The organism is Microcoleus sp. MON1_C5 (genome assembly GCF_036701875.1).
Lineage (GTDB): Bacteria > Cyanobacteriota > Cyanobacteriia > Cyanobacteriales > Microcoleaceae > Microcoleus.
The window spans coordinates 34504-55211 of the sequence record NZ_JAUBRN010000016.1 but is presented as its reverse complement, the minus strand read 5'-3'; the positions used below and the strand labels follow the sequence as shown (position 1 = coordinate 55211).

Genomic DNA, 20708 nt, shown 5'->3' with positions numbered 1-20708 from the left:
GAAGGGAAAATATGATTTTTTCGCTACAATATCAGCAAGGCTAATGTCTGTAATCATCAGCCTGCAATTGAAATTGAGAGGGAAATCTGTATGACAGCTACACTATCAGTTCCCAGTTCGATCGAATCTTGGCTTGGCGACGAAGCCGAAGACTTGCTCACCCATCAAGCGAAAGTTTCTAAAGATTTGTTGCACCTGCCGGGGCCGGATTGGGTCGATCGCATTTTTGCTCAAACCGATCGATCTCCCCAAGTTTTGCGATCGCTTCAGCAACTTTATTCTAGCGGACGCTTGGCAAATACCGGCTATTTATCCATCCTGCCGGTAGACCAAGGAATCGAACACTCGGCGGCCGCTTCTTTTGCACCGAATCCCATCTATTTTGACAGCGAAAACATCATCAAACTAGCAATCTCTGCTGGCTGCAATGCTGTCGCGACAACGCTGGGAGTTTTGGGAAGCGTATCTCGCAAATACGCGCATAAAATCCCTTTTATTGTCAAGCTCAATCACAACGAGTTGCTAACTTATCCCAATCAATTCGACCAAATAATGTTTGCGACCGTCGAGCAAGCTTGGAATTTGGGAGCGGTTGCAGTGGGAGCAACAATTTATTTTGGTTCGCCGGAATCGACGCGACAAATCCAAGAAGTCAGTCAGGCTTTTGCTCACGCTCACGAATACGGAATGGCGACTATTCTGTGGTGCTATCTCCGCAACGATATCTTTAAACAAGACAAAGATTATCACGTTGCAGCCGATTTAACCGGGCAAGCAAATCACTTGGGAGTAACAATTCAAGCTGACATTATCAAGCAGAAATTGCCCGAATGCAACAACGGCTATGGAGCAGTTGCTAAAGCTAGCGACCACAGTTACGGCAAAACCGACAAGCGGGTTTATTCGGATTTGACAACGGATCACCCGATCGATCTAACTCGCTATCAAGTGCTCAACTGTTATGCGGGAAGGATGGGTTTAATTAACTCGGGCGGTGCTTCCGGGAAAAGCGATTTTGCAGAAGCAATTCGCACGGCGGTAATCAACAAGCGCGCTGGCGGCTGCGGCTTAATTTCCGGCCGCAAAACTTTTCAGCGTCCTTTTGAAGAAGGCGTAAAATTGTTCCACGCCATCCAAGACGTTTATTTGTCGCCAGAAATCTCGATCGCCTAAAAATTTACCGCACAGAGATTTGCCTCAATATTACAACCTAAATGTAGGTGGACACGACCCACAAATCGTCGTAAACGTAGGGTGCACACTGTGCACCTTATGTGATTTAAATTCCTTAATCTAAGTTGCAACTTAGCTGTAGTATTAATACTAGCTGAACATCTATACAGACACCGTATATAAATTTAAAAATGCCCTACAGCCTTGTTTTAAACCTGCGGCCAGTTGCACCAATTCCATCCCAGTTTTTAACGGGACGGCATCTCCACGCTTTGTTTTTGAACCTTGTGAGTGCTGTAGACACCGATTTGAGCGCGTACCTGCACGACCAATCTCAGGAAAAAGCTTTCACTTTAAGCCCTTTCCAAGTAAGGAGAAAAGAGCCTTACAAAAGCAGTACGCCGCAGCCGCAAAAGAGAGTTTTGCCTCCTGCTGCGCGCACAATTTCGCAGGCTGTACAATGGGAACACAAGCAAGCTATTCAGGAAAATACGCCGATTTGGTGGCGAATTTCTCTGCTGGATGACGGTTTGTTCGATCGCCTAACTCAACTTTGGCAGCAACTTAATTTCGAGAGCCCTTGGCATCTCGGGCCGACAAATATATACATTACTAATATTTTGAGCGAACCGCAATCAAACCAGCCTTGGGTAAACTTTTGTAGTTACGCCGAATTGTTCGATAGAGCTTCGGAAACTGAGCGCCAAATTGCTTTTACTTTTTGCACTCCTACTAATTTTCGGCAAGGTGTATACGATAGTGCTATGCCAACTCGTGAGAGTATTTTTGGCAGTTTAGCGAATCGCTGGAACAAATACAGCCGGATTGCGATCGAACCTACTTTCACAGAAGCTATTTTCCCCAGTTTCTTCGATATCCGAACAGAAGTTAGTACGGATTCTCGCAGTAAATTTATTGGCTGCGTCGGCGATATTAGTTACCGAATTATGGGAGATATAGCTCCTGCTACTATCAAGCAAATTAACACTTTAGCAGATTTTGCGCTTTACAGCGGAGTCGGGCGAAAGACGCCCATGGGTATGGGAATGACTCGCCGGTTGCAGGATTTTTAATCATTCACTTTTGGGCTGAATTTCACTGACGATTTCATAAACATCAGTGTCGGGAAGTTTCGCAAACAAAGGCGTCATCTGCTTTAATATTTCCTGATAAGCTTCGCTTTGATTGGCGGCCATCTCTTCTACGCTTTCCCAAAAAATGATGGCAATACCTTTGTCTGTATTGGGCAATTGCAGCAGGTATGCTCCCTTAAAACCTGTGGCATAAGTTGCAACGGCTTTTTCAAAAAGTTCTTCTGCTTCTTTAAATTTTCCCGGTTTAAATTCGCCAATGGCCACGTAGGCAAACTGATGTCTGAGAAAGTCTAGAAATTCTGACATATCTTTTTCCTCACTCAATAGCGATACACCAAGTTATATTTTACCCGATCGCCCGAAATTTGTGAACTTCACAGGTTGCAGTTTCGCCCTCAGCTCATCGGCGGATTTATTAATTACACGTAACTGCGATCGCCACTCAAATACAAACTTTTTGAGTCAGGCGGCTGGAATCTTTATTAAATAAACTATTGAATCGCTGATTTTAGACGTTCACAATCCTCGGTACCCTGGAGCGACTTCTACCGCTAGTACCCAAGGTAAAGCTGCGGATAACTCAAGTCTTGTGTGTAACTGCGAGCCTACACAAAGCCGTAAAAAGTTGCCAGTCAAAAGCGGTTTTTTGCAATAACCCTATTGAATTCTTTAAAACTCACCTGTAACAATAATAACAGAGGAATACAAACAAAGTAAATATCCAGCTCAAACCAATGAAAAAAATATTAGTAATTGAAGACGATGATTTAATTCGAGAAACGGTATTAGAACTTCTGCAATCGCGCGGTTTTGAAGCTGTGGGTGCTGAAAACGGAAAAGTCGGTATCCAGTTAGCAGCCGAAATTCCCGATTTAATTTTGTCTGATGTCATGATGCCAGAACTAAACGGTTTTGAAGTATTCGCAGCCGTGCGATCGCACCCTGCAACCGCCAGCATTCCGTTTATTTTTATGACGGGTTCAGAAATGGAAAAAGCGCTGGAACTTAAAGCAGACGGCTATCTCAAGAAACCTTGCAGCCTCGCAGAAATGCTCCGGGCGATCGCCACTCAACTCGAAAAACCGACAGTTGCCAACCCAAAATATCAAAAAGTACAGGACAATTCTGCGCCATCAAATCTTAGCTTGCGCGCCAGGAATCAAAAATCTCGGTTTGAGATTGCCTCGGCTTGCTGACAATGACGCTCACAGTAACGTTAGTGATACAGAAGTTGAGGGGATTTCAAATTGGTTCCAGCCAGGGGTGGCTTAGACTGGGTATGTTGAATTTGGTTAAATATTTATGAACGCACAACCCAAAGGCCGCCTAGTTTGGAATCACTCTACCCACCTTCCCGGTTTGATACCAATTTTAGAGCGCCTCACCCTAAAAATCGGCATTCAAACTGTCACTCCGGGCGTCATCAACAAAGTTAAAGGACACATCCCCCGCATGACATTAAGAGTGTCAGTACCCATCCGCGGGGGATTTAAAATCATCGCCAGACAGGGCAAAACCGTACAAGAAGTCTTTATATTAACCACTCTCAGTCAAGGGGACTTGGAAGAGACGATCGCCCAAACCCTAGCCAAGTGACAATATTTTCTTAGCAAGCAAAGCCCGAGCCCTAACTGAAGTAGTTTCATCGCTGTGGGTGATTTCCTCAAGTCTGGCCGAAACTTCCGCTAACCAATCCGGTTTAACAGTCGCAGCACCCGCCAAAGCTTGCAAACCCCCCGCTGCTGCGTAGCGAACCACCCATTCGGGATCTCGGGACGCTTGCAGTAGCGTTTTCACAGCGCGAAGTTGAGCATCTGCTATTTGTTCTGCCGGCATTAGTTCCCAACAAATAGTCCCCAAACCCCTCGCCGCGGCCCGCCGCACGCTCAAAGCAAAGTCATTCGCTGCTGCATCGAGCAAAATCTCCAAACCCCTGGGGTCGCCAATTCCCGCCAAAGCCCGAACAGCCCAAGCTCTCGCCCCGTAATTGTAGCCGTCAAGCTGTTCTAGAAGCGGCAGCACCGCAGGTTCTCCGAGCTGAATTAGCCCATCAACGGCGGCAACAGCGGCGCCTGGGTTGTTGTAACCGAGCACTGTAATTAAGGTAGGAATTGCTTGTTTTGAGGAAGCTGCAGCCAGTGCTTTGACTGCGTTTAACAAGCCTTCGGAAGAATCTGCTTGTTCGACAGCCTGAATTAGTTCTAATGCCATTTATTTGTAAGCTTTACCGTGACTATTTTGACACTCCCTGGCCTGAAGGCACAGGGATTCTTGGATCAATCAGTCGATTTGCTCGTTGATGCTACCACCAACGAGTAGAGATCGGTCTGTCCCCAAGCGTTAATTTCGGTGTGTGCCACCGTATTTAAGTTGACACCTGCCTGCTTCAACCCTTTAGCCAAAATGTTTTTTCCAGCGTTGTGGTCGCGATCTAATGTTGTACCACAACCGCAAATGTGAGTTCGGGTTGACAGCGTTTTTTTGACTAAATTGCCACAATTTGAACACGCCTGGGATGTGTATTGAGGTGGAACAGCAATTACCGTTTTACTGTACACTTTTCCAAAGTATTCTAACCATTGAGCAAATTGTGACCACGCTGCATCGCTAATTGATTTGGCAAGCTTACGGTTTTTAACCATATTCTTAACCTGAAGGTCTTCGTAGGCTACAAAATCGTTAGATTTTACCGCGCACAACGCCATCTTAATGGCGAAGTCTTTGCGCTGTCTACTCACCTTCAGGTGTTTTCTTCCTAACTTGTTAATCGCTTTTTTTCGATTCTTGGAACCTTTTTTCTTTATAGAGACGCGCTTTTGCAATCTCTTTAAAGCTTTTTCACTTTTCTTGAGATAGCGTGGGTTGGCGACTGTTTTGCCATCGCTGTCGGTATAAAAATGGTTCAATCCCACGTCTATTCCAATGGCTTTACCAGTCGGAACAATTTCCTCTTTGCGTTCAACGTTGATGCAAAATTGGGCGTAGTATCCGTCAGCACGACGCACAATCCTGATTCGCTTAATCTCATCGGGCGCGTAGAAATGCAAGTCCCGGCTACCGATTAATGTGAACTTTCCAGCAGCAAAGCCGTCCTTAAATGTTAGGCATCTTTTGTCCACAGAAAGCGCCCAACCTGATTGCTTGTATTCAAGTGAGCGAGTATATTTTTTGAACTGCGGATAGCCCTTTTTTCCTGGTTTTTTAGCCTTGCAATTAGCGAAAAAACGTTGGATAGCAAAAATGGCCCGCTCCGCCGAAGCTTGACGTGCCGTTGAGTTAAGTTTGCCTGCCCATTCAAACTCTTTTGCCATTACGGCGCATTGCTTGTACAGATCGACCAGCTTAATTCCTTGATTTTCTGTCCAGTATCTAAGAGTTTTGTTGCGAACAAATTGAGCTGTTCTGATCATCTCGTCGATGATCCGATATTGCTCCGCTTTGCCTTTTAATTTAAACTCTAATACTATCATGGGAATAGTTTATCATCCTTGCAAACACTTTCACCTGCGAAATGTGTGTATTTCACAATTATTTACAAAGTGTAGAAATTAAAGCCGTCCTATAAGGACGGGGCTTTCAACCCAGTTTCTTGGTAATTGTAGGTTGGGTCGATCGCGCGCTCGAACTTTTTGCCACCTCACCCACCAACATTCTCATCAAAATAGGTAGGGAAACAGCACTGCTGTGTCCTGCCTAAAATACAGATATGCCGTAGGGAAACAGCACTGCTGTGTCCTCAATATACTGTGTCCTAAATATACGGCAGACAATTGAGCATTGCTACAGCAATACTATTTCAGTTATGAACTAATTTTTTAAAGTAAACTATCCATTAAGTTCATAACTTGGATAGCTTCATCTGACAAAGATAGAGATTCTTGTTGATTGAGGTGATGCTCCAAAACTCCTTTGAGCGCTATCAATTTCAGGCTATTTTCTGCTAAAGTTTCAGAAATAGCTTGCGCTCCCGGCAAATAGCCGATCGCCCCCAAGTCCATCAAAGCCGAGCGCCTCAACTGCAAATTATCCCCATTCAAAGCACTTACCAACCGCTCTCCGTAAACCCGCTCACCAGTTAACTGATACATCGCCCGCGCCGCAGCGTACTGCACCCGCTCCACAGAATGTTCTAAAAAAGGTGAAATTAGGGGTATTGCTTCTGTGGCTTTCAGCGTTCCCAAAGCTTCAATTACCGAGTCGTAAGGTTGCACGAGGTGCGATTTTCCTGGCACTCGCACGGCCACAGGTACGCCCCCATCCAATAGCTTCATTAGCGGCCCAATAGAATCGATCTCGCCCAGCATTTCTAGAGCTTGAGCCGCCGCTTCTCGCACGTAATAATCAGCGCATTCCAAACAACGAATCAGGGCCGGTAAGGCTTGTTTGTCACCCAATTTACCCAGAGCCCGCGCCGCATTTCGTAATAGGGAATAGTCGCCGATTTTTGTTTGTTCTGACTCTTCTTCCAATGCGGCAATTAAAGCTGCAATAGCTGCCGGTTCCTTGACTCGAAATCTGCCAACCCACCAAGCAGCATAATACCGGAGACTGTAATCTTGGGAGTGCAAATTTGCGATCGCCTGTTCAACAGTTAAAGACTCGCCCTCAGCTACACCCGCCGGCGGTGAGTCGGATTCGTAATAATCCATAGTCATTAGTTATTAGTTATTAGTTATTAGTTATTCGGCGATTGAAATCGCTGCTAAACAGACAAAACCCGCCTGCGCGGGTTGCATTAACTCTTATTCCGCGCAGGCGGACTTGGTTTGACAAGAAGCGATTTTCATCGCCCCTTCTAGCTTGTGCAGGAGCGATTTTCATCGCCCCTTCTAGCTTGACAAGAAGCGATTTTCATCGCCCCTCCCACCAAACTATTGGTGATCACCAGATGACTCATGGGATGATTCATGGGATGATTCATGGGATGACTGATGGGATGATTCTGCACCCGCGTTTAAAGGATGAATGCTGACAATTTTCCCGCCCATGCGAGTAATCCGCTGCATTTCTTGATTCATCCGATTGTAAGGCACGTTGATAAATGTACTCGCGCTCGATCGAATCGAATAATCCACATTATTTGTTTCATCGCTTTGGCGCAAACCGACAACTTCATACCGAAAGCAGCGACCAGCCGAAGTTGTATTGCCACTTATTCCAGCTACAAATTGACCCAACATAAGCTTCTTGGTAATTGGTAATTCTGACTGTTGACTGTTGACTGTTGACTGTTGACTGTTGACTGTTGACTAAAAGCTAGTAACTGCCAACTGCCAACTGCCAACTGACTAAATTGGAGTAATGCTGGCGATTTTCGCGCCCAGGCGTTGAAATTTCTGCAGTTGCGAGGACAAATCCTCAACAGGTACGATGAAAGCCTTGCTGCTGCGGCGCACGCTAGGATAGCCGCCCGTGCGAATGCCGGAAACTTCCACGCGCACCAGCCGCCCTTCTTTGCCGTAAGCTGCAGCGCCGCCGAAAGTGCTGCTGGGAGTTACGTTTCTGGCAGAAGGCCGATATGCCCAACCTTCGTTACCGCCGGAGGGACCGACTACAGGCGTAGCGGTGTTAGTGCCGAGTTCGACAGCTAAGCGAGAGTTATTGCCTTCTAGTTGAGATGTATCGCTGTTTGCATAGCCGCGATACAGGCGAAACATCCGGGTAAAACCAACGGTTTTTTGACCACGCTGGGTGTTAAAACCGCGGTAGTAAGGCACGATACTGTCGCCGAAGTTTTCTTGATACTCTACTGAATCGATGTAAGAATCAATATCAGCGTCGTAGCCTTGTGTTTGGTACAAATCTAAGTGCTCAACTACTTCAGATTCGTCGTAGGGAGCCCGACCGAGCAAGTGTTTGTAGTTTAGTTCGATCGTCCGAGTTTGGAAGCTGTTGTAGAAAAACTTGGTTTTGTACAGTTCTGACTTAGCTACAGCGCGTACAAATTCTCGTACCGTCAAACTGCCGTCCCGCAGCAAAGACTCGGAACTTGTAAGTCGATCGGATTTCATTAAATAGTCGTTGCCCAGCACCTGACGGTAAACCGCACGAATCACAGTTTCAACGTCGTCTTTGCTGTAGTTCGGGCGCAATTCTACCTTCGGCGCATCGCTCAATGCGGATGTTCCCAGTCTGGACGCTGCTGTTGTAATCGCCACCAGATTTCCTCCTAAATTATTAATGACAAAAGTTTAATGCTTGGTTGCACTTGAAATTTTTAGGACTAAGGATAATATGCCTCAAAGTAGGGTGTGCACTGCACACCTTACCTATACACATAAAATTGAAGAATTTTTTAGCCTTAGTCCTAATTTGCTAAAGACGTTTCAAAAAAACGTCAATACACAAACTTTAAGCTGTGGTAATACTTACCACTTTGCCGCCACGTTTGTTGATTTGCTGCAAGCGGCTCGAAAGTTGCTCGTAAGGCACGAGATATTCGGTAGTAGTCCGCCGCACTTGGGGCGAAAAATTAGCCGAACCTTGCATTGCGGTGACTCGGTAGAGCTGGTCGCGAGAACCGCCGGATGTGCCGCCAAGGGCTTTTCCGGTGGAGGCCGTGTATATCGGCGAAGCCATATTTCTCGCTACTTCCCAAGTCAGCCGGGCTTGGGTTTGGTTTTGCGATCGATCGCTAGAAGCAAAACCCCGGTACAGTTGAAACATCCGGTTAAAACCGACGGTTTTTTGACCTCTTTGAGTCGCGAAACCGCGATAGTAAGGCACTATACTTTCGCCAAAATTTTCTTCATACTCAAGCGAGTCAATGTAAGAATTAATTTCAGCTTCGTAGCCTTCTGCATTGTACAAATCAACGTGGAAAGCAATTTCCGACTCGTCGTAAGGAGCGCGGCCCAACAAATGCTTGTAGTTAAGCTCGATTAACCGCGTTTGCGAGTTCGGATAAAAAAACTTTTTCCGATAGGTTTCGGAATGTGCAATTGACCGCACAAAATCTTTCACTGAAATCTGCCCTTGCTGCAGCAGAGATTCAGCACTGGTAAGTCGTTCGCTCGACATTAAATACTCATTACCGAAAACTTGGCTGTAAGCAGCGCGAATTACTGCTTCCACATCCTCTTGCGTCCAGTGGGGGCGCAGTTCTACCCGTCCGGCTTCTTCAAATGCTTTTATTCCCAAACGTTCTGCTGCACCTAATCCCGCCATTTTTGCTTCTTCCTTTTTTGCTTTAAAAATTGAAAACTGCTTAAAAAAGTATTTGCAAAACTAGGCTTGGATCGCAGATGCCCGGAATTGTAAACAACCGCTAACACTTAAGCTAACAGCAGCTTACAATTCCGGGCATCACGCAAATCTAGCTTAGAGCGTTGATTGCGTAGTCGATGTAGGAATTCGCTTCAGTTGCAGCGTCGCCACTCAGACCGTGGTTGCCTTTGATGTACTTGAGAGCTTCAACGTACCAGCTAGGAGACAATTCAAATGTCCGGTTGATTTCGTCAACACCTGCAATCAGGTACTCGTCCATCGGACCTGTGCCGCCTGCAACTAAGCAGTAGGTTACCATCCGCAGGTAGTAGCCGATGTCGCGAGAGCACTTCGCTTTACCTGTTGGGGTAGAAGCGTAGTTCGGGCCTTGCATTTGTTGGGTGTACGGGAATTTGTTGTACACAGCTTGAGCTGCACCGTCGATCAAGCGCTGAGAGTTGGCGGTCAACGCTTTGGCTGCTTCCAAACCTGCTGCTGCTTGGCGGAAACGGCCGAAGGCGACTTGCAGTTCAGTGCTGCTCAGGAAACGGCCTTGAGAATCGGCTGCGGTTACTGCTTCAGTCAAAGGGGTTTTCATTGTTCTGGTTTCTCCCTAATGTTGTGTTGTTTTTGTACAAAAATGATTGTTTGCAAAAATGCGATGCTCGCTTCTTTACAAGAAAGGTTCGCTTGGCTATTTTTAGCCGACTGCATTGGCTGCGCGGTCGAAGTAGCTGCCGATTTCAGACATCAGCGAGCTGCAATCACCACGGGTAACACCGTTGGGGTCGTTAGCGATCGCGATCGCTGCTTCCTTCATTTTTTGCACGCCGGCTGCAACTGAGCCACCGGGAACTCCCAGAGCTTGGTATGTTTCACGCAGACCGTTCAAGCAGCGGTCGTCCAAAACGCTGGCGTCGCCTGCAAATGTTGCATAGGTGACGTAGCGCAAGATGATTTCCATATCGCGCAAGCAAGCTGCCGCGCGGCGGTTGGTGTAGGCATTGCCACCAGGAGCGATCAGTTGCGGCTGTTCGGCGAACAGGGCGCGAGCTGCATTGGCTACGATGCTGGATGCGTTGCCGGTGATGCGGTTTACTGCGTCAATCCGCTTGTTGGCGTCGGAAACCATGCTGCTGAGAGCATCTAGTTGACCCTGAGCTAGAAATTCGCCCCGAGCGTCAGATTGGGAAACCACTTTTGTAAATGCGTCAAACATGAAAGAACTCTCCTATTTGAGTTAATTGAGTTTGGTTGCGGTATAAAACCGTTAAGTTAAATTTGTTCAGGCTACGAGTGCCTGCAAGGGTTGAAATTTGATGCCAGCTAATCTGCTGGTCCCATCGATCTCTCCCTTTCCGCTACCTGCACTATTGTTACATTGCAACGGAGGTTTAAGAAACCTTAGAAAATTTTACACCTTTTATGAGATGCGACAAACCTTGTCAATCAGGGTTTTTGTTAACTTTGGCCTGTCGTTTCAACCCTCTGATAATCTTTATACAATGCTCGCCTGCGTTTGTTTATTACAAATTATTACAGAAACTTATCTCTCTAAGAAGGTAAATCTCGGGAGGGCAAGTGCGGGCAAATCTCCTTCCTCGGGTAGATGCGGGGTTGTCCAAATAAACGCAGAGTTTGCTTCTATCGCCCTGCTGTGGCGGTAGAACCGCCCGGAACCGTCCCGTGGCCCGATCGCCTTTGTTGGCTTTCTCTGGAAAAGCCGAATTGTTAAGAAGTATTAAGTAAATTAAAGTTTTCGTAAAAGAAGGCTGGGGGAATAGGGAAAAAAGCAAAAATTCTGCCCCAAGTCAGGATGGCTGCAGAATTGGGTGTGGGCAAAATCCAAAAGATTGGGAACCCGATCGCCACAGCCTCAGCTTTTGCCGGAAATATCAGCATTTAGTGACAAAACTCAGCCGTTGGAAGTTGAAAGACCGGGCCCGGTCTTTCATAACGCGGGGATGCTGGCTCTGGGGAGTCATGGGACTTGACCCCAGAGCCAGCATCGACTGTTTGTCCTGCAACGGTTGCAAAAAAACTTTCATCTATATGTTCTATGTTCTGCTTCCCACAGGCTAGTCGCACGGAAGGGTGTGGCAAGCTGAGCATTGTAGATGGTGAGAAAACCAACAGAGGCGATCGATACCTGTCGCCGCAGCGGCATTTTTCTTTTAACATTAAACAATGCAAAATAGATGAGTTCGGATACGAGCGTTTTATGACGTTTTTTTTTAAGGTAGGTTTTAACCTGCAGCGCACGGTTGCATCCCCGTAATAAAATCACTCTTGCTTTCAGCTTCTTTTGTGTGTAATAGCCGAAGGAATTGCTAATTTTTAGTAGTAAGGTGGATAGGTGCTATCAGCCGTAGGCCTACAAACGGCGCGATCGAGCCACCAGACGCAGTGAAGTTAAAAGCTTTTTGCTTCCCCGGCATCGAACCGCCCAAAACGAGTCCCAAGTTAAACAGTTTTTGATTCAGAACTCAAAACTTAAAAGTCTCTGGCTGTAATCAGCCACATCCATCGGCTGTAGCTGTCCGGCCTGATTCGCCTAATTTCCCCATGCGCGATCGTAATTTATGTCTTCAACTTCTCCCTCTTCTTGGCACACCGTAGCAATTGACAAAACTCTCCAGCAGCTAAGCAGCAACAAAGACGCTGGCTTGAGCAGCCAACAGGTGTCAGAACGCTTGCAGCAATACGGCCCCAACGAACTCGAAGAAACAGGAGGCCGCAGTCCGTGGTCGATTTTTGTCGATCAGTTCACCAACATCATGTTGTTGATGCTGATAGGTGTGGCCGTGATTTCGGCTTTTTTGGACATTCGGTCGAATACTTTTCCCAAAGATGCGATCGCCATTTTTGCGATCGTCATACTCAACGGCATTCTCGGCTATTTCCAAGAGCAAAGTGCTGAAAAAGCCCTCGCAGCCCTCAAAAACCTCGCTTCCCCCCTAGTCAGAGTCGTGCGGGACGGCAAAACTTCGGAAATAGCAGCCAAGGAACTCGTACCCGGAGACGTGATGCTGTTGGAGGCTGGGGTAAAAATAGCAGCAGACGCACGCTTGATCGAAACATCAAATCTGCAAGTCAGAGAATCTGCTTTGACAGGAGAAGCTCTAGCAGTAACCAAGCAAGCTGATCTAGAACTTCCCGAAGATGCTTCCTTGGGCGATCGACTCAACGTGATTTTTCAGGGCACAGAAGTTGTTCAGGGACGAGCAAAGGCGATCGTCACCAACACAGGAATGCAAACTGAACTGGGCAAAATTGCCGCCATGCTTCAGTCAGTAGAAAACGAACCGACTCCCCTGCAACAGCGGATGAGCCAGTTGGGAAATGTTCTAGTCTCCGGTGCCCTAACCTTAGTCGCAATAGTCGTCATCGGCGGCATGATTACCTTCCAAAACGGCGGCATCGGATTCGATACCAGCAGGTTTGAAGACTTGTTAGAAGTTTCTCTGAGTATGGCTGTGGCTGTGGTTCCCGAAGGACTCGCAGCAGTCGTGACAGTCACTCTAGCACTCGGAACTAGGCGGATGGTGAAGCGAAACGCCCTGATTCGCAAACTACCTGCGGTAGAAACTTTGGGCTCGGTAACTACCATTTGTTCTGATAAAACAGGTACTCTGACTCAAAATAAAATGGTAGTTCAGCTAGTGTCTACAGGCGACTGCACAGTCGCCGTCGCAGGCGATGGCTATGCCCCGATCGGAGATTTTAGCGATCGCCTGACATCGGCCAAAATTAATAATTTAGAGGAATATCCAGAACTCGAATCTTTATTAATTGCCTGTGCAGTTTGCAACGACGCAGTATTGCAACAAGAACAGCAAGAATGGCAGATTTTAGGCGACCCTACAGAAGGAGCTCTGCTGTGTGTAGCGGGAAAAGCAGGCATTTATAAGGATAAACAGTCTCAATTGCTGCCGCGGACGGCGGAATTTCCTTTTTCTTCCGAACGCAAGCGCATGAGCGTGATTTGCGAAGTGCCCGGCCGATCGGGAAATTCGGGATTTCCCGCAGCAGAAGGACAGCAGCCGAATTATTTGATGCTGACCAAAGGCTCTCCAGAGTTGACTTTGGAGCGCTGCAAAGGCATTATAGTCGGCGATCGAGTACAACCTTTAACGCAGGAAATGCGCGATCGCATCCTCGCCGAAAACAACAACATGGCAAGCGGCGGTTTGCGAGTCCTCGGGTTTGCGTACAAACTCTGGGAAAACGTGCCGCCCGAAGGTTCTGAGGAAACCAGCGAACAAGACATGATTTGGCTGGGACTCGTCAGTATGCTGGACGCCCCGCGCCCGGAAGTGCGGGAAGCAGTGGTGAAGTGCCGCAATGCTGGCATTCGGGTGGTGATGATTACAGGAGACCACCAGTTGACAGCAAAGGCGATCGCCTACGATTTAGGTATTGCTAAAGAGGGCGATCGAGTTCTCACCGGTCAAGAATTAGAAAAGCTCAGCCAAGAAGAACTCAAACAGCAAGTCGAACAGGTTAGCGTTTACGCCCGCGTTTCCCCCGAACACAAATTGCGAATAGTCCAAGCTTTGCAAAGTTGGGGCAAATTTGTCGCAATGACCGGCGACGGCGTTAACGACGCCCCCGCCTTGAAACAAGCCGATATCGGCATCGCTATGGGGATTACCGGCACCGATGTCAGCAAAGAAGCTAGCGATATGGTGCTCCTCGACGACAACTTCGCAACTATTGTCGCCGCCGCTGAAGAAGGGCGAGTGGTTTATAGCAATATTCGCCGCTTTATTAAATACATTTTGGGCAGCAACATCGGCGAAGTTTTGACAATTGCGGCCGCACCTTTAATGGGTTTGGGAGGAGTGCCGCTGACGCCGCTGCAAATTTTGTGGATGAACTTAGTAACAGACGGCGTTCCCGCTTTGGCCTTGGCTGTGGAACCCGGGGAACCGAACGTGATGAAAAGGCCTCCTTTCAGTCCGCGAGAAAGTATTTTCGCGCGGGGTTTGGGTTCTTACATGATTCGGATAGGGATTATTTTTGCAATTTTGACGATCGCGATGATGTCCTGGGCTTACGGATATACTCACTCTCCCGGACACGGAGATCCAGATGCTTGGAAAACAATGGTGTTTACAACTCTTTGTTTGGCGCAAATGGGTCACGCGATCGCAATTCGGTCTAACACTCAGCTAACTATTGAGTTAAATCCCTTCACTAATGTTTTTGTGTGGGCGGCTGTAATTGTGACTACTATTCTGCAATTGATGCTGATTTACGTTCCGCCGCTGAGAGCATTTTTCGGCACTCATTATTTAACGGGGTTTGAGTTGCTAGTTTGCTTCGGTTTCAGCGCTCTGATGTTTGTCTGGATTGAAATGGAAAAACTGTTTTTGCGCTTTTACAAAGCTAGAAAATAGTGTTAACGGCTGACGAAGACTTAGCGAGGTTTCATTATTAGCTAGCACCCTCGCAGGCAATATTCTCTCTTCACATCCGCCAGGGGTTTCAACCCCTGGCTCACTGCCAAAGTCATCGCTAGGAAGACTAAAGAGATTGTGTCACAATAAAACATTTATTACTTCGTTATAATGTCATTGCGAGGGCAACGATCGGCGAAAATCGCAATCGTAAAAGCGCTCGGTTGCCAACCTGTAAAGTGCGCCCGGTCGTGTACCCCACGATGGCTGTATTACCAATAATTACCAATTACTAATAGTATGTATTTAAAAACGCTGCACCTACGGCAGTTTCGGAACTACTTCGATCAAAAGGTAGCGTTTGACGCTCCCAAAACCATTTTAGTAGGAAATAACGCGCAAGGAAAATCTAACTTGTTAGAAGCGGTAGAGTTGCTTTCTACCTTAAAAAGCCACCGGGTAGGGCGCGATCGCGATTTAATACTCGACTCAAAGCCGATCGGGCAAATTGATGCTACACTCGAACGTCAAACCGGAGCAATCGACTTAGCTTTAACTCTTCGCTCTGGGGCGCGTCGAACACTGAAGATCAACGGTGAACCGCTGCGTCGCCATTTAGACTTTTTGAGCGTCTTAAATGTAGTGCAATTTTCTTGTTTGGATTTGGACTTAGTGCGCGGCGGACCCGAAGGAAGGCGCAATTGGATCGATCGGCTCGTCATCCAGTTAGAACCGATTTACGCTCACATTTTGCAGCAGTACAACCAAATTTTGCGCCAGCGAAACGCTTTGTTGAAACGTTCTAAAGAAATCAGGAAAGCGGAATTTTCCGAAGGTTTTGACAAAATGCGATTTATTGCACCCGAAAGTCCCGAACCGGAAAATACAGAAGACTTCCCAATCCCCAATTCCCAATTCCCCATTCCCACTTCCCAATTCCCAATTCCCAGTTCGGAATTAGCTTTGTGGGACGCGCAGTTGGCGACAGCGGGCGCTCGCGTCATCCGCAGGCGCGATCGAATTTTGGAGCGTTTGATGCCTTTAGCTCGAAATTGGCACCGTTCAATTAGCGGTTCAGGAGAAGTTTTAGATGTGAAATACGATGCTAATATTGAAGTAAGTTCGGAATTTATCGCTAAAGACAATCTCGAAGGAGTGCGACAAGCATTTTTAGAGAAAATTCAAAAAAGGGCGATCGCAGAACAGTTTCAAGGAACCACTTTGGTCGGCCCCCACCGCGACGACATTACATTTACAATTAACAATACCCCAGCTCGTCAATACGCATCCCAAGGTCAGCAGCGAACTCTGGTATTAGCATTAAAATTAGCAGAACTGCAGCTTATTGAAGAAGTCGTCGGCGAAGCGCCTTTACTATTGCTCGACGACGTACTTGCAGAACTCGATCTGAGCCGCCAAAATCAACTTTTAGAAACAATTCAAGAACGATTTCAAACTCTGATTACTACAACTCACCTAGGCGCTTTTGATGCTCAGTGGCTGCGACAAACCCAAATTCTCTCCGTCGTTGCTGGACAAATCAATCGATTTTAGATTTTAGATTTTAGATTTTAGATTGACAAATTTTCGGTTTCATGGTATGAGAACAAAAAAATGTAGAAAGTGGCATTATTAGCTCAATTCGAGATAGGATAAAGGTTAATTTTGATTGCCGCTTTCGCTTCCATTTTTCTAAACCTTGTCAACGACCCAGGTCTAAAGACAGTGGGCTTCTAGCCTAAGACTTAAACCACAGTTGACCAGACTAAGTACCTCGCGTACTACGTTAACGGTAAGAGTTTAAAGACCTACCAAGGGATGCGAAGCTAGTTCCTTGCTCTAGAAATTTAGGATTAAACAGACTTATTGGGTTAAATCAGTGTCCTAGATATAGTACCGGCCGTTAACTTTGTCGAAGCTAACATTACCCCGAAAGGGAGGCTCATAAAGGAGCGAACATTATGCGTACAGGGTTGCGAAGTTTGAGATGGTAATTGTCCCATCGAAAGTACACTACAAAAGTACACCGAATCTAGCAATCCCAAGGCGGTAATGGAAAGATTCACGCCGGTTTCAACCGCCGAGTCGTTTCCCTCTCAGCACTCTTCGTGACTGAGTTTCCCACTTACCGAATTTTTTTATGAAGCATTACATTTCCCGTCTGTTAGCCCTGGTATTAGTTGTTGTCATCGGCGTAGCGGGCTGTACCAATGTTCCGGCCACTCTGAGTGGAGATTATGGCCAAGACACATTAGCATTAGTGAACAGCTTGAGAACAGCGCTCACTTTGCCAGAGGGCACGCCGGAAAAAGCAGCGGCTCAAGCCAAGGCTCGCACAAGTATCAACGATTTTTTTGCTGAATACCGCCGCGATCCCGCTCTTACCAAGCTGGCATCTTTCACGACAATGCGGACGGCATTAAACTCTTTGGCAGGACATTACAGTTCCTATCCAAACCGTCCCGTTCCTGAAAAATTGAAAAAGCGTCTTGAGTCAGAATTTCAGCAGATTGAAGCTGCTCTTAACAGAGGAGCTTAATCTCAAAATTTAGGATCAAGGAGAAATTTTAATAATTCATCTTTCATCCTTGATATTTGAGTGTTAACAATTTTTAGTAGAAATATCAACTGCTTTTAGCGCCCACTCTACCCAGGCGCTTTTTTATGCAGCATTTAGGGAAAAAATACTGAAAAATAGAACGGGATATGATATCAAATCCGGGCTTTTTACCCCCTTTATTTTTGAGTCCGCGAAGGCGCGTGCCTGCGCGCCAACACTTAGGTAGAGAAAAGTTTGTATAACATAGCAGCGGTGGAATCACCGAGTTTTATCTGGCCCGATCGCCCTTATTGAATTTAAATAGCCGCCAGATAGAATTTGCATTGTGCGATCGACTTGTGCCATAACTAAGTCAACGGAAAAAAGTAGAAAATTTGTAGCTGCTTGTTGAGCGCGATCGTAAAAATGCGATCGCCACCCAATTTAAACCAGAAAACCCCATTCCATTCTCCCATGAAAATTGCACCAACTCGCATCGCGAATTTTCAACACCAGCGACGCTTTTTAAGTGCGGTAACTGCTGTTTTAACCAGTAGCTTCATCAGCCAGCTTGGTTGGCCGTTTATCGGAAATCAACCAGCTTTTGCCCAAACATCAGCCTACTGCCAATTATCCCAAGAACAGGTCAATCAAAAAGAAGACTTGCGCCGCGCCGCGCTGTCGGGAAAACGGGAATCTCAGCAAGCATATTTTGCTGTTTTGAACAAACACGCGCGGGAAATAGCAGAATGCCGCCAAAAAACTTGGCCGGAAACCCAAGCAGTTTGGCTGCGTTTGTATCCCTGCGATGTCAGACCCGGAGAACTCGATCGAGTATTAGACAAAGTTGTGAATAAAGGCTACAACCAAGTCTATGTTGAAGTGTTTTACGATGGTCAAGTGCTGCTACCAGTCGCAGACAATCCTACGGCTTGGCCTTCTGTTTTGAGAAATCGCGGTTACGAGAAATACGATTTGTTAGAAAAGGCGATCGCCAAAGGCAAACAGCGAGGTTTAAAAGTTTACGCCTGGTTATTTACCATGAACTTTGGCTATAGCTATGCTCAGCGTCCCGACAGACAGCAAACCCTCGCTATCAACGGTAAAAATCAGACAAGTTTAACAGTAAGTGAAGAGGCAGCAATTAACGAGGACTTCGGAGAAGTTCCGGGCAACCAAGCCTTTATCGATCCGTACAACCCACAAGCACGGCAAGACTATACTTTGTTAGTAAATCAAATAGTCAAGCGCAAGCCCCAAGGAATGTTGTTCGACTACATTCGCTATCTACGGGGCATCGGACCCGCTTCAGTGGCTACCAAAGTTCAAGACTTGTGGATTTACGGCCCAGCATCGCAGCAACTTCTTTTGCAGCGGGCTAACAATCAGCAAGGGCGAGATTTAATTCAGCGGTATTTGACTAAGGGATTTATCAATCCTAATGACGTTCAAGCAGTAGTCAAACAGTATCCAACTGAGCGAGAACCTCTTTGGCAAGGGCGAATTCCGCAGGCGATGTCAGTAGCAACTCCACCTTCTAGAAGGGAGAATGCCGCATCAAGATCGGCCTCAACAACTCCCGCCGCTAACAAGCCAAACGCTGCAACTGCCACACCAAAACCGACACCGCCGCTTCCCGATACTGGCATTCTGCAAAAAGATTTGTGGAAACTGAGCGTTGCTCACGCAGTCCAAGGGATTTTAGATTTTTTGGGGATAGCAATTCAACCAGCTCAAAGGATGGGAATTCCTGTAGGAGCGGTGTTTTTTCCCACTGCAAATCAAGCCATAAATCAAGGGGGATATGATTCGAGATTGCAGCCTTGGGACACCTTTCCGGCTGCAATGGAATTCCACGCCATGTCTTACGGAAATTGCGGCGATGTAAGCTGCATTGTGCCACAGGTGCAGCGGACAGTGAGTTTAGCGCCTGCGGGAGCAAAAATTATTCCTGCCATTGCTGGAGATTGGGGAAAACCTCTGAAAAATCGGCCGTCTTTGGAGATTCAAATGCGGGCAATTCGCTCGGCGACGCCGCAAATTAATGCGGTGAGTCATTTTGCTTTTGGGTGGCAAGAACCCGAGGATGAAAGGGCACGGCAAACTTGCCGATTGTAGATAGTCCTTGACAGATAGGGTGTCATCACGTTGTTTTATTGTCGCGGAAAGAGCCTGAAAGTGTAGATTTTTTATTAATAAGAAACCGGGTTTTGATAGCGGAAAGGGTGGCTAGCCACGATTGATTTGCCTAAAAAAACCCGGTTTCTGCCTAAGTCTAGCTTTAGTGCGATCGACGTTTTGCAAAAAAAAATAATTTACCAAACTTTTAAGCTAGCAGAACAATCAGGCATAATGAGATTGTTCAAAATAACTCCTATACCTGATGAGTCGCAAAGGCAATAAAAAACGGGGTATTAAAACCGTTATACTTATCGGATTGAGCATCACAATTTCTCTCTTGTCGGAAAACAGAAAAACCGCCAATTCAAATCCGCTAATACCGATCGCACCCGTTGAAAACCCCCCGCCAAACCTGCTGAAACCCCGAAAACTAAAAACACCTCCTTCTCCCCCCGCAACTCCCTCTCACAAACCTCCAGAACAACCTTTAGTCTTCGCACCGCCCGCGCAATTTCGCAGCCAAATTGTTTATAAAGCCAGTATTAACAACTCAAAAGTTATCGCCCTGACATTTGACGATGGCCCTTCGCCTGAAACTTTGAAAATATTAGAAGTTTTGCACAAACATAACGCAGTAGCTACATTTTTCTGTTTGGGGGCAAATTTGCGGGAGTATCCAGAAATTGCGAAAAGAGTTGTGCAAGCGGGAAATGCGATCGGCAACCATACTTGGCATCACTATTCTCACAATGTTACCGAAAAAACAGCATCAGATGAAATAGATAATACTGGGGTTCATATTTATCGATCGACTGGGGCCAAAAGTTTCTTGTTTCGCCCCCCCGGCGGCCGCTTAAATAACGGTTTGGCAGCTTACGCTAAAAAGAAAAATTATGTAGTGGTGATGTGGTCGATCGACCCTAAAGACTTTTTGCAACGTCCGGCCGCTGCGATCGCCCTTACCGTGCTATCCCAAGCGACATCGGGGGCGATCGTATTGTTGCACGACGGCGGCGGCAATCGCCAGCAAACAGTCGAGGCACTATCTGCAATTATTCCCAAACTCAAACAGCAGGGATATCGTTTTGTAACCGTGCCGCAATTGCTGGAAATGCAAGCAGCCCAAAAACAGCGAATTGCCGATCGCAAATCCCCATAAACAGACATCTTACC

At 46.7% G+C, this 20708-nt stretch carries 19 protein-coding genes; 9 read left to right on the top strand and 10 right to left on the bottom strand.

Annotation, left to right across the window (positions count from 1 at the left end):
- Positions 1-90: 90 nt before the first annotated feature.
- Entirely contained in the window at positions 91-1173 is a 1083-nt protein-coding gene (locus tag QUA71_RS10640; protein ID WP_190661658.1) for a class I fructose-bisphosphate aldolase, read from the top strand.
- A 191-nt stretch (positions 1174-1364) separates the two neighbouring features.
- Positions 1365-2246, top strand: coding sequence for a CRISPR-associated endoribonuclease Cas6 (gene cas6, locus QUA71_RS10635; protein ID WP_333284702.1), 882 nt, complete (start codon positions 1365-1367; stop codon positions 2244-2246).
- On the opposite strand, the gene QUA71_RS10630 is transcribed toward cas6, so the two are convergent.
- Complete coding sequence (locus tag QUA71_RS10630; protein ID WP_190661662.1) at positions 2247-2573, bottom strand: antibiotic biosynthesis monooxygenase; 327 nt, start codon at positions 2571-2573, stop codon at positions 2247-2249.
- Between the two features lie 428 nt (positions 2574-3001).
- Here QUA71_RS10630 and QUA71_RS10625 point away from each other — a divergent pair, with 428 nt between their 5' ends.
- On the top strand, positions 3002-3463 hold the full coding sequence (locus tag QUA71_RS10625) for a response regulator (protein ID WP_190732611.1): 462 nt from the start codon (positions 3002-3004) through the stop codon (positions 3461-3463).
- A 106-nt stretch (positions 3464-3569) separates the two neighbouring features.
- Complete coding sequence (locus tag QUA71_RS10620) at positions 3570-3863, top strand: DUF2103 domain-containing protein (RefSeq protein ID WP_190732612.1); 294 nt, start codon at positions 3570-3572, stop codon at positions 3861-3863.
- On the opposite strand, the gene QUA71_RS10615 is transcribed toward QUA71_RS10620, so the two are convergent.
- The 9 genes from QUA71_RS10615 to QUA71_RS10575 form a co-directional block, all read right to left on the bottom strand.
- Entirely contained in the window at positions 3852-4478 is a 627-nt protein-coding gene (locus QUA71_RS10615; protein ID WP_190732613.1) for a HEAT repeat domain-containing protein, read from the bottom strand. The genes QUA71_RS10620 and QUA71_RS10615 overlap by 12 nt on opposite strands.
- A gap of 65 nt (positions 4479-4543) precedes the next feature.
- A complete protein-coding gene (locus tag QUA71_RS10610; RefSeq protein WP_333284698.1) occupies positions 4544-5737 on the bottom strand; it encodes a transposase in 1194 nt (397 codons plus the stop codon).
- Positions 5738-6082: 345 nt separating this feature from the next.
- Positions 6083-6922, bottom strand: coding sequence for a HEAT repeat domain-containing protein (locus tag QUA71_RS10605; RefSeq protein ID WP_333284696.1), 840 nt, complete (start codon positions 6920-6922; stop codon positions 6083-6085).
- A 216-nt stretch (positions 6923-7138) separates the two neighbouring features.
- Entirely contained in the window at positions 7139-7447 is a 309-nt protein-coding gene (locus QUA71_RS10600; RefSeq protein WP_333284694.1) for a phycobilisome linker polypeptide, read from the bottom strand.
- 108 nt (positions 7448-7555) lie between these two features.
- Positions 7556-8425 carry a phycobilisome linker polypeptide gene (locus QUA71_RS10595; protein ID WP_333284692.1) on the bottom strand — a complete coding sequence of 290 codons (870 nt, stop codon included), beginning with the start codon at positions 8423-8425 and terminating at the stop codon, positions 7556-7558.
- Positions 8426-8618: 193 nt separating this feature from the next.
- Positions 8619-9434 (bottom strand): phycobilisome linker polypeptide, encoded by an 816-nt coding sequence (locus QUA71_RS10590; RefSeq protein WP_333284690.1) that lies wholly within the window; start codon positions 9432-9434, stop codon positions 8619-8621.
- A gap of 148 nt (positions 9435-9582) precedes the next feature.
- The gene (cpcA, locus tag QUA71_RS10585) at positions 9583-10071 is read right to left on the bottom strand and encodes a phycocyanin subunit alpha (RefSeq protein ID WP_006631256.1); all 489 of its coding nucleotides are present in this window, start codon (positions 10069-10071) and stop codon (positions 9583-9585) included.
- Positions 10072-10173: 102 nt separating this feature from the next.
- A complete protein-coding gene (locus QUA71_RS10580; protein ID WP_190661678.1) occupies positions 10174-10692 on the bottom strand; it encodes a phycocyanin subunit beta in 519 nt (172 codons plus the stop codon).
- Positions 10693-11375: 683 nt separating this feature from the next.
- Entirely contained in the window at positions 11376-11654 is a 279-nt protein-coding gene (locus QUA71_RS10575; protein WP_333284687.1) for a hypothetical protein, read from the bottom strand.
- 401 nt (positions 11655-12055) lie between these two features.
- Between QUA71_RS10575 and QUA71_RS10570 the strand changes: the two genes are divergently transcribed.
- The 5 genes from QUA71_RS10570 (at position 12056) to QUA71_RS10550 (ending at position 20694) form a co-directional block, all read left to right on the top strand.
- A complete protein-coding gene (locus tag QUA71_RS10570) occupies positions 12056-14875 on the top strand; it encodes a cation-transporting P-type ATPase (protein WP_333284685.1) in 2820 nt (939 codons plus the stop codon).
- A gap of 300 nt (positions 14876-15175) precedes the next feature.
- The gene (locus QUA71_RS10565; RefSeq protein WP_333284683.1) at positions 15176-16429 is read left to right on the top strand and encodes a DNA replication/repair protein RecF; all 1254 of its coding nucleotides are present in this window, start codon (positions 15176-15178) and stop codon (positions 16427-16429) included.
- Positions 16430-17015: 586 nt separating this feature from the next.
- A complete protein-coding gene (gene psb27, locus QUA71_RS10560; RefSeq protein ID WP_333178376.1) occupies positions 17016-17414 on the top strand; it encodes a photosystem II protein Psb27 in 399 nt (132 codons plus the stop codon).
- Between the two features lie 474 nt (positions 17415-17888).
- The gene (locus QUA71_RS10555; protein ID WP_333284681.1) at positions 17889-19532 is read left to right on the top strand and encodes a family 10 glycosylhydrolase; all 1644 of its coding nucleotides are present in this window, start codon (positions 17889-17891) and stop codon (positions 19530-19532) included.
- Positions 19533-19797: 265 nt separating this feature from the next.
- Positions 19798-20694, top strand: coding sequence for a polysaccharide deacetylase family protein (locus QUA71_RS10550; RefSeq protein WP_333284679.1), 897 nt, complete (start codon positions 19798-19800; stop codon positions 20692-20694).
- Positions 20695-20708 lie beyond the last annotated feature (14 nt).